Genomic DNA, 12,062 nt, shown 5'->3' with positions numbered 1-12,062 from the left:
GGGTTTTCTATGCCGATCCCATCGCAGACTGTGCCGATCCAGCCTTCGCCGTTCACGGCCGCCGCGCTGCGCGAGGACGACTTCAACGCCGCGCTGATCCGCCTGCCCGCCGACCGCCCCCTCGCGCTGCCGGCCCTGCACGACGGCGCCAGCCGCGAGGTGCGCTGGCCCGACGACGGGGGCCGCATCCTGCGGCTGCGCACCACGCCCTGGGAAGGCGCGAGCGCGCTGTATTTCGATTTCAGGTTGAACGACGACCTGCACGTGCAGCTGGCACCCGGCAACGAGCTGCTGCTGACCTTCTTTCTTTCGGGCCACGTCACGGGCGAGATCGGCAGCGCGCAAGGGCGGCCGCTCGACTTCCGCGTCGACCGCGCGCTGCTGCGCACGCCGAACCGCGACGGCGGCTACCTGATCCACATCCCCGGCGCCTGCCGCAACAACTTCGTGCAGTTCCGGCTGCGGCGCGACCTGCTGCCGCGTTGGCTGCATGCGCTGGGCGTGCGGCTGCCCGCGCGACAGATGAGCGAGCTGGTCGAGCGCGACGACGGCCGGGTGCTGTGCAACGCGGCGCTCACGCCGCGCGTGCGCGACTGCCTGGCACGCATCGGCGACGAGCCTTCCGATCGGCCCGCCTTCGTGCCCCTGTTCCATGCGCGCGCGACCGAGCTGCTGACCTGCGTGCTGCTCGACCTGGCGCAGCTGCTGCGCCCGGCACGTTCGGAAGACACCCACGGCAGTGCGGCAGCGCAGACGGTGCGCAGGCTGCGCGCGCTGCTCGGCGAAGCGCCAGCGCAGGCGTGGACGGTCGATGCGCTCGCGCAGCGGCTCGACCTGCGCGCCACGCGGCTGCAGGCCCATGTGAAGGAGGCCGAGGGCACGACGGTCTACGGCCTGCTCGTGGCCGAGCGGCTGGCGCTGGCCGCGCGGCTGCTGCGCGACACGCAGCTGAGCGTGCAGGCCATCGCGGCCGAGGCGGGGTGGGAGTGCCATGGCCGCTTCACCGCGGCATTTCGCAAGCAGCACGGCATGGCGCCGCGCGACTACCGCTTGCAGCAGGCGCCGCCGGCCAACAGCGGCGCCTGAGGGATCAGCCGCGCGGGCGCATCAAGCGCGCGTCAGCAGCGTGTTCGATGGCAGCGTCTCGTCGAGCAGCTTGCGCGCCGTTTCCACGCCCGCCACCGGCAGCAGCGCCGCGTCGAGCAGGCCCACCTGCACCAGCACGCTCGCCTGGTCCCAGTAGATGTGCTCGTGGTAGAGCTTGTCGCCGCGGAACTTGATCACCGCGAGCAGCGGGATCTCCACGCGCTTTCCGGTAGGCGCCACGCCGGGCAGCATCCACGGGATCTCGGTGGTGTGGGTGAAGCAGAACAGCATCTCGTCGACCACCTGCGTCGCGCCCACGGTGCGCGAGATCGGCACCAGCGAGGTGTCGGGCGGGTTGCTGTTGACGAAGTGGTTCGTGTAGAACGCGTGCAGGTTCTTGTAGCCCACGCCGCCGGTCATGGTCGGGATGTGGTTGACGTAGGGCTCGGCCACCATGGTGCCCATGGTGTCGTCGACGTTGCGGGTGCCGAACTCGTACTCGCAGTGCTTGTCCCACAGCGCGGCCAGGTCGTAGTTCGGGCCGATGGCCGACTTCAGCGCGGCCACGCTGCGCTCGTGCGCCATGAGCGCCGAGGCACGATGGAAGTGCTCGCCGCCCACACGCGCGAAGGCGTGGTCGACGCCGGGGTACACGTGCACCTCGACGTTCGGCCGGCCGCGCAGGGTCTGCACGATGCGGTCGCGCGCCTCGGGCGGACAGAAACCGTCGAGCTCGGCCACGTGCAGCGCGAGCTTGCAGCGGATGCGGTCGGCCTCGTCGAGCGCGGCGTCGATGCCCACGCCGTAGTAGCCCACGGCCACATCCGCGTCGGTGCGGCAGGCCGCGAGGTAGGCGAGCTTGCCGCCCAGGCAGAAGCCGAGCACGCCGACCTTGCCGCCGGGCACCTCGGGGCGCTGGCGCAGCGCGGTGATGGCGGCCTGCATGTCCTGCATGCCGAGCACTTCGTCGAAGCCCTGGTACAGCGCGAAGGCGCGCTGCCAGTCGTCGGGCGTGTAGCCCAGCTGCACGTCGGGCTGCTGGCGCCAGAACAGGTCGGGCACGAGCACCACGTAGCCTTCCTCGGCGTAGTAGTCGGCCACGTCGCGCATGGTCTTGTTGACGCCGAAGATCTCCTGCGCGAGCACCAGGCCCGGGCCGGTGCCGCCGCGCGGCAGGGCCAGGTAGGCGCCGAAGCTGCCGCTGCCGTCGGTGGTCTGGATGCGGATGTCTTGCGACGACGATGGGGATGCCTTGTTCTGCATGGGTGTGTGACTCCGTTCAATGCTCAAAGGTGGACGTGGGGAACCAGGGGCTCACTGTACGCATTCTGGATGGCGCGTCGTGACCTGGTAGTAGCCCGAGTGAAAAACCAGCGGCTCGCCGTCGAAGCGCTCGTAGCCTTCGACCTCGCCGATGAAGATCAGGTGGTCACCGCCGTCGTACTGTCGCACGTTGCGGCACACGAAGCGCGCGAGCACACCGTTGAGCAGCGGCACGCCGGCCGTGCCTTCGCAGCAATCGACGCCGCCGAACTTGTCGGCCTGCGGCGTCGAGAACTGGCGCGACAGATGATGCTGCGGCGCGGCCAGTACGTTGATCGCGAAGTGGCTCGCACCGGTGAAGTCGGCCACGCTGGGCGCCTGTCGCGCGAGGCTCCACAGCACCAGCGGCGGATCGAGCGACACCGACGAAAACGAGTTGGCCGTCATGCCCACGCGGCGCCCGTCGAGCGCGCGCGTGGTGATCACGGTGACGCCGGTGCTGAACTGTCCGAGCGCCTTGCGGAAGTCGCGCCGGTCGAAGCGGTCGACCGCAGCCTCGCGCGCCTTCGCTTCGAGAAAGCGATCGGCCTCGGCCGCGTCGAACCACCAGGGCGCGAAGTTGCGCGGGTCGTCGAAGCCGTTGACCACCGCGCTCGCCACGGCCGGCCTGTGCGTGGCGCTCTGCAGCAGCTTCTGCAGGTGCGGCGCGGGCGGCGTGAGCAGGCTGTGCGTCCAGTCGGTGGCCCAGCGGGCGTAGCCTTCCCAGTAGCGGTCGAAGGTCTGCTGCATCCACGCGGCGTCGAAGGGCGCGTCGCCGTGTTCGAGGGTGCGCTTGAGGTAGATGTCGGCCGCCTTGGCCGCGTTGTTCGAGCCCTGCCCCGTGATCGGGTCGTTGAGCACCACGGCGTCGGCCAGCCCCAGCACCTGGCGGCCCGAAGGCAGCGTGGCGACCGGGTGGCGCACCACGGGCGTGACGCGGCCACGCAGCACGCCGTGGTCGTCGGTGAGCTCGATGTGTTCGCAGCGCTCGGCCTCCCACGGCAGGAAGGAGGCAAGGATCTGCTTGCTGCGCGCGAGGTGCTCCTGCGGTGTCTTCACGTCGTCCCAGCAGTCCATGGGACCGCCCGGAACGCCTTCGAACACCATGATCTCGCACGGGCCGCTGGTGGTGAGCGCGGGGAACACGAAGTACTCGCCGACACCCGGAATGAGGTTGAAGCTCACGGCCGCGAACGGCTCGCGCGGGCGCATGCCCTTCACGTAGGTGAGCGCCAGCGCGCGCTGCGGTGCGTCGAAGGGCGAGCGCGCCGCGTCACGCGGAAACAGCGCCGAGATCTCGCCCTTGCCGCTCGCGACGACCACGAGGTCGTGCGTGCGCGCGCAGTCCTCCAGCGTGTCGAGGTCGGCGTCCTGGTGCACGAGACGGCCGCCGCGCGCTTCAAAGAGCTGCATCCAGGCAGAAATCTTCAGGCGCTGGTCGACCGACTGCGCCGGGCCGTCGAGCTTCGCCTCCCACGCGATGGCACGGCTGCCTTCGGGGCTGCGCACCGACATGCCGATGCCCTCGACCACCGGGCAGGTGTCGGCCCAGCCGTCGAGCCCCAGTTCACGCTCGGTCTGCAGCGCGGTCTCGAACATGCACTGGCTGGACATCACCGGCCCGTCGAAGATCTCCTGCGCCGTGCGGTTCGCATACACCGTCACGGCGTACCCTTTGGCCCGCAGGCCCAGTGCGAGCTGCATGCCGGACTGGCCGGCGCCGACGATGGCCACGCGTCGTGTCATGCGCTGGCTCCGCCTACGCAGCCGCCGCGGCAGCCGCGCAGGTGTCGAGGTAACGGTCGGCCTCTTGCGGGTCGGCGAACCACGGGAAGAAGGTGCGCGGATCGTCGAAGCCGTTGGCGATGGCGCTGGCCATCGGCGGCACGGCGCCGGCGCTGCCGAGCAGCTTGAGCACGTGCGGCGGCGGCGGTGCGAGCAGCATGTTGGTCCAGCGCGTGACCCACTGCGCGTAGCCGAACCAGTAGCGGTCGAAGGTCTGCTGCATCCACGGCGCATCGGCCGCGCCTTCGCCGCGCGCCAGGATGCTTTTCAGGTACGTGTCGGCGCACTTGGCCGCGTTGTTCGAGCCCTGCCCCGTGATCGGGTCGTTGAGCACCACCACGTCGGCCAGGCCGAGCACCTTGCGGCCCGAGGGCAGCGTGGCGATGGGCTTGCGCACGGTGGGCGCGAAGCGGCCGGCGAGGATGCCGTTGTCGTCGGTGAGTTCGATGTCGGCGCAGCGCTCGGCCTCCCAGGGCGTGAAGGTGTCGAGGATCCACTTGCTGCGCGCCAGGTGCTCCTGCGGCGTCTTCACGTCGGCCCAGCAGTCCATCGGGCCGCCGGGCACGCCTTCGAACACCATGATCTCGCACGGGCCCGTGGTGGTGAGCGCCGGGAACACGAAGTACTCGCCCACGCCCGGAATCAGGTTGAAGCACACGGCCGAGTACGGCGTGCGCGGGCGCATGCCCTTCACGTAGGTGAGCGCCAGGGCGCGCTGCGGCTGGTCGTAGGTCGACTTGGCGGCGTCGCGCTCGAAGAGCTTGGAGATCTCGCCCTTGCCGCTGGCCACCAGCGTGAGGTCGTGGCTGCGGGTGCAGGCCTCGAGGTCGTCGATGCCCGCGTCCTTGAAGACCAGCTCGCCGCCCTTCTGCTGGAACAGCGCCATCCAGGCCGGCACCTTCACGCGCTGGTCGACCGACTGCGCGCTCGAGTTCAGCCGCGCCGCCCATTCGATGGCCTTGGCGCCCTTCTGCTCGGGGTGCGGCACGGCGAAGCCGATGCCGTCCACCGTGGGGCAGTCGCTGGCCCAATGGTCGAGCCCGAGGTCACGCTCGACCTGCAGCGCGGTGTGGAACATGCACTGGCTCGACATGACCTTGCCGTGGCGGATGTCGTCCGCCGTGCGGTTGCTGTACATGGTGACCTCGTAGCCTGCGTCCAGCAGGCCCAGTCCCAGTTGCAGGCCCGACTGACCTGCGCCGACGATGGCGATTCGCTTCATGGCTTGCTCCTTCTTTCGTTGTCTCGTGGTGTTGTTGTCAATGCCGATCAGGGTTCCATCAGGCGGGGAATGGCCGGCACGGCCTGCTCCGGGCCCATGGCGGAATAGCCGCCATCCACCGCGTAGTCGGCGCCGGTGACGAAGCTCGCGTGCTCGGAGCACAGGAACAGCACCACCTGCGCCACCTCGTCGGGGTCGCCGACGCGCCCCAGCAGGTGGTAGGGCGCAGCCACGCGGTCGGTGCGCGCGCGGTCGCCGCCGGTCAGCTGGTCCATCACGGCCGACCAGGTCCAGCCCGGCGAAACGCTGTTCACGCGGATGCGGTCGGGTGCGAGGTCCATCGCCATGTTGCGCGTGAGCTGCGCCATCGCGGCCTTGCTCACGGGGTAGAGCCAGCGCCCGGTCTGGGCCACGCGCGACGAGATGCTGGTGAAGTTGACCACCGCCCCGCCGCCGGCCGCCACCATGTGCGGGTGCACCGCCTGCAGCATGGCCACGGCACTGGCCACGTTGACGTTGAACGAGGTGAGCCAGTCGGCGCGCGGCGACTTGAAGCCGTCGTCCACGTACGAGCACGCCAGGTTCACCAGAAAGTGCACGCCGCCGTGGCGGGCCGCGGCCTCGTCGACGCAGGCCTTCACCTGCGCGTCGTCGGTGATGTCGGTGCGCACGAAGCGCACACCGGCGCCCAGCGCGTCGGCCAGCGGCTGGCCCTTGTCGGCGTCGATGTCGGCGATGACCACCTTCACGCCCGCCGCGTGGAAGGCGCGCACCACGCCGGCGCCTATCAATGTCGAACCACCCGTGACGATGGCGCTTTTGCCTTCGAGTCCCTTGAACATGACGCTTGCTCTCCTCGGTTGAATCGCCGGTTCGGCGATGGGCCAAAGGTAGAGCGCCGGGCCTCGCCGGCCGATCCGGAAAACGCAGGCGCTGTCCCTGCCGCGCAGGTTTTTTCGGGGGGTCCAAGGGACGGCCCGAATTGTGGGCTGGAAGGCTTTTTGCTACGGTCGCTGCGCTTCCCTATGGAAACCGCCACCGCCCCCCGGCTGCCGCTGCAGCGTTACCGTTTGTTCGAGAGCCACGACATGGACGAGGCGCGCGAGAGCGTGGCCCGCGTGTTCTGCCCCCACGGCCTCACGATGCTGCGCCCGCGCACCGAACTGGACGCCTGCCACCACAGCGCACGGCTGCACCGCGACGTGAGCCTCAATTACGTGCAGTACGGCCCCGGCGTGCAGATCGACCCGGGCTATCTGCAAGACTTCTTCCTGTTGCAGATCCCGTTGCGCGGCGGCGCCGACATCCGCTGCGGCGGCCAACAGGTCGAGGCCACGCCGCGCGTCGCCTCGCTGCCCTCGCCCACCGAGCTGCTGTCGATGCGCTGGGCCGACGACAGCCCGCACCTGATCGTGCGCATCGCGCGCGCGGCGCTGCTGTCGCGGCTCGAGGCGCTGCTGCAGGCGCCCGTGCGCCAGCACCTGGTGTTCGACCTCGGCGTGCCGCTGGACAACCCCGCGCTCGCGCCGCTGGTGCACTTCATCGACTACCTGCGGCTCACGCTCGACGCCGGCAATGCGCTGCAAGGCGGCGGGCGCCTGGCCGAGCATGCCGAGGAGTACCTGATGTCGAGCCTGCTGATGTCGGCGGGCCACAACCACTCGCGCGCGCTCGCCGGCGACGCGCAGCGCCACCTGCTGCCGCGCGCGGTGCGCAAGGCGCAGGAGTTCATGGCCGCACACGCCGAGCAGCCGCTGTCGCTGGCCGACGTGTGCCGCGAGGCCGGCTGCAGCGCGCGCGCCCTGCAGATCGCGTTCCGCCAGCATGCGGGCCAGGGACCGATGGAGTTCCTGCGCGAGCTGCGGCTGGACCGGGTGCGCGCCGAACTGCAGGCCGCGTCCACGCGCACCGGTGTACGCGACGTGGCGGAGAAATACGGTTTTCTTCACCTGGGCCATTTCGCGGCGCAGTACCGCGCGCGCTTCGGCGAGCGGCCGTCGGAAACGCGTGCGCGCTGCGCGCCTGAAGAAGACACCTGTCAACAAAGCCGGGCGTGATGGGCCCGCAATCTGGCAAGGATCGTGCGGGTACTGACCGGATCTGCACGCATCTGGCCTAGACTCTGCGGCATGAACGCCCAGCCTTCCCTCCACACCTTGACGTCCCGCCCCGGCGGTTGCACGCCTGCGTTGGCGTGGATGACAGCGGCGGCCCAGCAGACGCCCGCACATTCCTGAGCCCGGCGGTCCGCCTCTTTCCCTTCTCTCTTTTCAGCGCAAACCATCGACCGCCGGGCACCCGCCCCGCGCGGCTGCGCCCCCGTCCTCCGGGGTCGCGTTCGACTGGAGTGCGTCATGCATCACCATCAGGTTCAGCGGGAGCACGTGCTTCCCGGCGGCGGCGTCGCATCCAACACGCCTTCCTTTCAATCCATCCTCGCCGTCACCGATCTGACGGCACGCGGCAACCGCGCGGTCGAACGGGCCGCCCTGCTCGCAGCCGAACATGGCGCGCTGCTGAAGCTCGTGTACGCGCCCGCGGACCTCGCGCCGCTCGCACACGCCGAAGCGGCCACCGCACTCGCAGGCCTGGCCCGCACCATGGCCTCGCGTTTCGACGTGCTGGTCAAGCAGGTCGCGGGACCGAGCGGCGGCCTCGCGCAGATCGTGGACGAGGCGCGCTACGTCGACCTCGTGGTGCTGAGCCACGAACGCGACCGCTCGCCCGGCGCCTTCTTCACCGGCCAGCCCGTGGAGCGCCTGTTGCGGCAGCTGCGCTGCCCGGCGCTCGTGACGCGGCTCGACACGCGTCTGCGGTACAGCCGCATCCTGGTGGCCGTCGACTTCACGCCCGCCTCTCGCGAGCTCGTGAGCCTGGCCCACGGGCTGGACCCGAATGCTGCGCTGGAGCTGTTCCATGCGCTCAACACGATGCACGAAAGCAAGCTGCGCTATGCGGAGGTGTCGGACCACGCCATCAAGACCTACCGCCACGACAGCATGCGGCAGGCGCGCGAGCGACTCTTCTCGCTGACCGATTCGTCGAGCGCACGGCGCAACCGCGTGCTGTCGGCCATCGGCCGCGGCGACCCGGCGCGGCAGGCCACGGTGCAGCAGCAGCATGCGCGCGCCGAACTGCTCGTGGTCGGCAAGCGCCGCGCCCATCCGCTGGCCGACTTCCTGTTCGGCAGCGTCGCGCAGCGTGTGCTGTGCTGGGCCACAGGCGACGTGCTGGTGGTGCCCTCCGACCGACGCGCCGACGCGTCGCCGGTCGTCATGTCGGGGAAGCTGCAAGATGTTCGCTGAAGACCCCCTCACCAAGTACCCGCTGCGCCAGTCGCTGCTGCCCGGTGCCGAGGGCCTGGCCGTCTTCGCCCAGCGCGGGCCGGTCGACTGGCTCTCGCGCCCCGACCAGTACATCTTCATCTGCGAAGGACGCGGCGGCCGGATCTATGCGGCGAACGAGGCCTCGCTCGAAGAGGCCCAGCAGCTCATCCGGGACGCGCACGGCGACCAGGTCGTGTCGCGCGATCCCGAGATCCATACCTTCGTCGATCCCGCGCTCGACGCCGTGGTCGAGCCGATCATGTTCCTGCGCCTGAAGAGCCCGCGCGCCTACGCCACCGTGCTGCGCGACGAACTCGACCGGCGCCGCGCGGATGTGAAGGAAGAAGACCTGCAGCGCCACGACGTCGTGATCCGCGCCGAGGTGCGGCTGGCCGACCTCATGGGCTACGCGAAAGCGGCATTGGCGATGTCGAACGGGTCGGCGGTGATCTGGAACTGGCTGCTGCGCTACGGGATGGCCTGAGGGCTTCGGCCGGGCGCCTCTTTCCCTCCCACAAACCCGGGAGTCGGATTGCGTGCAGCGCGGCTAGATTCGCGGCATGGCCGACAACCCGCTGTTCCTCTTCGTCACGATGACCGAGAAATTCTCGGACCACCTGAGCGCGACCGGCGCCTATCCGGAGAAGTTCGTGCTGAACCTGGCGCAGCACGACACCTACCTGCGCGACGTGGCGCTCTTCAACGTGGGCCGCCAGCGCCCCCTGGACCCGGCCTTGCACATGGGCATCCGCATCGAGATCGATGCGGCCTCGCCCGGCGTGATGGTGGCCTCCGACGGCACGCAGGTCCTGCTGCTGGGGTAGCGCTGCGCTCCTCTTGAATTTCCGCAGCCAGGGCAAGCGCGGATCGGTCAATGACCGGACAGGGCGCCCGATCAAAACCGGCGCACCGCCAGGCAAAGGCGGCTGACGAGATCGTCCGCAGAATCAGACTCCCATCGGAGCGACGCGCGTCGCCAGGCGTCGATCAAAGTCCAAATGAACTTGAATCTGGGAACTGCTGCGTTCTTCACGGCGCTGGTGGAGTTCGTCCTTGCCGCCGGCATGCTGGCGCTGTGGGCGAAGGGACGCGCACGCTATCTGGTGTTCTGGGGCGTCGGCTTCCTTGTCTTCGGAATCGGCGCCTTGCTGCTCATCCTGCGGGACAGAATCCCGGACTTCTTCTCCATCCTCCTCGGGAATTTCCTCACGACACTGAGTTCGGTGCTGTTCTATGCAGGCATCTGCCTGTTCTTCGATCGGCGCCGCGCGTGGCTGCCCTGGATGGCAGGGGTCGTGGCTGTGGAAATGACCTTGCTGGCCTTCTTCTCCTATGTCACGTACGACACCTCGGCGCGTGTCTACGTGTACGGCGCGGCCCAGTCGGTGATCGCACTGATGACCCTTCAGACACTGTGCACGATGGGTCGTGCGCGCGGGGGAAAGATCCATCTCGAGGTGCTCGTCGTCGCCTGGCTGGCGTTGCTGGTTCATGGTGCACGCCTGGCCGGCACCCCCTTCTTTCCCGTGCCACAGGATTTTCTGGCGTCGGGCAATTTCCAGACCCTGCTGGGCTTCGGTTTGAAACTGACGCACATCGCCTACGCACTGGCGTTCGGCAACATGCACGCCGCCGCCTTGCATGCCGATCTGCGCGCGGCCCTCGCCCACATCGAGGCCAAGGCCCATCAGAAAGTCGAGATCCTGGGCTACATCGGCCACGACCTGCGCGCACCGCTTGCGACGATCGGCGGGTACGCGTCGCTCCTGCTCGCCGATGCGCACGACAAGCAGCGCAAGCACCTGCTGACCATCCAGCGCAGCGTCAAGTACCAGCTCCACCTGATCGACGAACTGCTGGAATACGCCAAGGCAGAACTGCAACCGCTGACGGTCCGCCCCGTCACCACCGACCTGCCGCACCTGCTGGACGACATTTCCGACTACGCCGTCGCCCTGTGCGCGCAGCAGAACAACCGCTTTCGCTATCACCCTTCCGAGCGAATGCCCCGGCACATCGGCCTGGACGGAAAGCGCATGCAGCAGGTGCTGCTGAACCTGCTGTCCAACGCCGCCAAGTTCACGCGCGACGGTGTGGTGACCTTGTCGGTCACGGCCAGGCCCGAGGGGCGCGCCTGTGTCTTGAGCTTCGCGGTCAGTGACACCGGGGTCGGCGTCGACACGAGTCGGAACGTCGACATCTTCGGCGCCTTCCAGCAGATGCACCCCGCGAGCGGCAGCACGGGACTGGGCCTGTTCATCGCGCAGCGCATCGTCTCGGCCATGGGCGGCACACTGAGCGTGGCCAGCACGGCCGGCCAGGGCGCCACGTTCTCCTTCGCGCTGTCGGTGCCGGTCGATGCATCCGACGCAGACTGGCCTCTCGTCGCGCAGCGGGAGACAGAGCCCGGCGAGCCATCACCGATGCCTGCCATCCCTCGACATGTCATGCCGGGGGATCACGCGCTGGACGAGCTCGCCAGCCTGGCGCTTCAGGGCCGCGTCACGGACATCGAGCACTGGATCGAACGCCACGCCGACGAAGCCAACTACGCTGCGTTCATGGCCCTGCTTCTGGACCTGCTGGAACGGCTGGACTTCCGCGGGATTCACGCGCTCGTGAATCGCCCCCGCGGGTCCTAGATGTGCAGCGCCGCCAGCGCGCCGATCGCGATCCCTGCGACGGCCACGCCGTACATGGCGCGCTCCAGCCATTTCTTCCGGGTGAGCAGCGCAATGGCCGCCAGCGCGATGGAGACCTGCAGCACCGTGGTGGCCTGCGCCCAGCGGTGGTGCTGGTGCATCTGGGTCTCGGATTGCGCGTCCCAGCGGCTGGCCTCATCTTCCAGCTTCTTTGCAGCAGCCTGGATGTCGGTCTTCTCCTGCTCATAGCGAGTGACCTTCACTTGCCAGCCTTGACGGCGGCCGTCGTCGGTGGCGGTGTCGCGTGCGAACTCCGCCAGCGCCTGCTTGGTGCTCTTCGACTGGAAGTAATTCCACTGATTGGAGGCCTCGGTCTTCTTGATGGCCGCGTTGTTCTTGTAGAGGCCGGCGTTGGCCTGCGTGGCCCCGCCCATGTACGCGAAGATCGCGCCCGCCGTCGCAATGGCAGCGGTGCTCACAGCGATCTTTCCCGTCGTGCTCATGCCCTTGCCTGAAGAGGCGGCATCGGCATCGCCATGGCCATGGTCGTGACCGCCGGAAGCGGCATGTTCGAGTTCGTGATCGTGCGGACCATGCACGTGAAAACCGTGTCCAGACATGAAGTTCTTCTTGGAGTTGTTGGAAAGAAACCCGGAGGGCGCGCGAGTATGCCCGGACTTCACGCGTCGATGGCCCGGG

The 12,062-nt window shown here is 68.8% G+C and carries 10 protein-coding genes and 2 pseudogenes; 6 read left to right on the top strand and 6 right to left on the bottom strand.

The features are described from left to right. Positions 1-9: 9 nt before the first annotated feature. Entirely contained in the window at positions 10-1,086 is a 1,077-nt protein-coding gene (locus AC07Q9_RS23705; protein ID WP_492680733.1) for a helix-turn-helix transcriptional regulator, read from the top strand. A 21-nt stretch (positions 1,087-1,107) separates the two neighbouring features. Here AC07Q9_RS23705 and AC07Q9_RS23700 read toward each other — a convergent pair whose 3' ends face one another. From AC07Q9_RS23700 to AC07Q9_RS23680, 5 genes and pseudogenes are all read right to left on the bottom strand, one after another. Next, positions 1,108-2,349, bottom strand: a complete 1,242-nt coding sequence (locus AC07Q9_RS23700) for a dienelactone hydrolase family protein (RefSeq protein ID WP_495311983.1) — start codon at positions 2,347-2,349, stop codon at positions 1,108-1,110. A gap of 51 nt (positions 2,350-2,400) precedes the next feature. Further along, positions 2,401-2,889 (bottom strand): annotated as a pseudogene (locus AC07Q9_RS23695) (flavin reductase family protein); the annotation flags it as partial. A 9-nt stretch (positions 2,890-2,898) separates the two neighbouring features. Then, a pseudogene (locus AC07Q9_RS23690) lies at positions 2,899-4,134 on the bottom strand (styrene monooxygenase/indole monooxygenase family protein); the annotation flags it as partial. A 13-nt stretch (positions 4,135-4,147) separates the two neighbouring features. Then, positions 4,148-5,395 carry a styrene monooxygenase/indole monooxygenase family protein gene (locus AC07Q9_RS23685; protein WP_070062425.1) on the bottom strand — a complete coding sequence of 416 codons (1,248 nt, stop codon included), beginning with the start codon at positions 5,393-5,395 and terminating at the stop codon, positions 4,148-4,150. 47 nt (positions 5,396-5,442) lie between these two features. Continuing rightward, entirely contained in the window at positions 5,443-6,237 is a 795-nt protein-coding gene (locus AC07Q9_RS23680; RefSeq protein ID WP_062469920.1) for an SDR family oxidoreductase, read from the bottom strand. Positions 6,238-6,420: 183 nt separating this feature from the next. Between AC07Q9_RS23680 and AC07Q9_RS23675 the strand changes: the two genes are divergently transcribed. The 5 genes from AC07Q9_RS23675 (at position 6,421) to AC07Q9_RS23655 (ending at position 11,363) form a co-directional block, all read left to right on the top strand. Then, on the top strand, positions 6,421-7,452 hold the full coding sequence (locus tag AC07Q9_RS23675; protein WP_492680739.1) for an AraC family transcriptional regulator: 1,032 nt from the start codon (positions 6,421-6,423) through the stop codon (positions 7,450-7,452). A 297-nt stretch (positions 7,453-7,749) separates the two neighbouring features. Further along, on the top strand, positions 7,750-8,700 hold the full coding sequence (locus AC07Q9_RS23670) for a universal stress protein (protein ID WP_489058112.1): 951 nt from the start codon (positions 7,750-7,752) through the stop codon (positions 8,698-8,700). Continuing rightward, complete coding sequence (locus AC07Q9_RS23665; RefSeq protein ID WP_489058110.1) at positions 8,690-9,205, top strand: hypothetical protein; 516 nt, start codon at positions 8,690-8,692, stop codon at positions 9,203-9,205. The genes AC07Q9_RS23670 and AC07Q9_RS23665 overlap by 11 nt, the downstream gene beginning before the upstream one ends. A gap of 76 nt (positions 9,206-9,281) precedes the next feature. Continuing rightward, a complete protein-coding gene (locus AC07Q9_RS23660; RefSeq protein WP_489058109.1) occupies positions 9,282-9,545 on the top strand; it encodes a hypothetical protein in 264 nt (87 codons plus the stop codon). Between the two features lie 174 nt (positions 9,546-9,719). After that, on the top strand, positions 9,720-11,363 hold the full coding sequence (locus tag AC07Q9_RS23655) for an ATP-binding protein (protein WP_495311982.1): 1,644 nt from the start codon (positions 9,720-9,722) through the stop codon (positions 11,361-11,363). Here the strand turns inward: AC07Q9_RS23655 and AC07Q9_RS23650 are convergent. Then, a complete protein-coding gene (locus tag AC07Q9_RS23650) occupies positions 11,360-11,983 on the bottom strand; it encodes a DUF4337 domain-containing protein (protein ID WP_495311981.1) in 624 nt (207 codons plus the stop codon). The two genes, AC07Q9_RS23655 and AC07Q9_RS23650, sit on opposite strands and share 4 nt — an antisense overlap. Positions 11,984-12,062 lie beyond the last annotated feature (79 nt).

The organism is Variovorax sp. GW821-FHT09A10, from assembly GCF_059418385.1.
This window is presented reverse-complemented; position numbering and strand designations above follow the sequence as displayed.

Excerpts from the sequence above, each read along its gene's own strand:
- AC07Q9_RS23670 (WP_489058112.1), top strand. The coding sequence starts at position 7,750 with ATGCATCACCATCAGGTTCAGCGGGAGCACGTGCTTCCCGGCGGCGGC.
- AC07Q9_RS23705 (WP_492680733.1), top strand. The coding sequence starts at position 10 with ATGCCGATCCCATCGCAGACTGTGCCGATCCAGCCTTCGCCGTTCACG.
- AC07Q9_RS23655 (WP_495311982.1), top strand. The coding sequence starts at position 9,720 with ATGAACTTGAATCTGGGAACTGCTGCGTTCTTCACGGCGCTGGTGGAG.
- AC07Q9_RS23675 (WP_492680739.1), top strand. The coding sequence starts at position 6,421 with ATGGAAACCGCCACCGCCCCCCGGCTGCCGCTGCAGCGTTACCGTTTG.
- AC07Q9_RS23680 (WP_062469920.1), bottom strand. The coding sequence starts at position 6,237 with ATGTTCAAGGGACTCGAAGGCAAAAGCGCCATCGTCACGGGTGGTTCG.
- AC07Q9_RS23665 (WP_489058110.1), top strand. The coding sequence starts at position 8,690 with ATGTTCGCTGAAGACCCCCTCACCAAGTACCCGCTGCGCCAGTCGCTG.
- AC07Q9_RS23660 (WP_489058109.1), top strand. The coding sequence starts at position 9,282 with ATGGCCGACAACCCGCTGTTCCTCTTCGTCACGATGACCGAGAAATTC.
- AC07Q9_RS23650 (WP_495311981.1), bottom strand. The coding sequence starts at position 11,983 with ATGTCTGGACACGGTTTTCACGTGCATGGTCCGCACGATCACGAACTC.
- AC07Q9_RS23685 (WP_070062425.1), bottom strand. The coding sequence starts at position 5,395 with ATGAAGCGAATCGCCATCGTCGGCGCAGGTCAGTCGGGCCTGCAACTG.
- AC07Q9_RS23700 (WP_495311983.1), bottom strand. The coding sequence starts at position 2,349 with ATGCAGAACAAGGCATCCCCATCGTCGTCGCAAGACATCCGCATCCAG.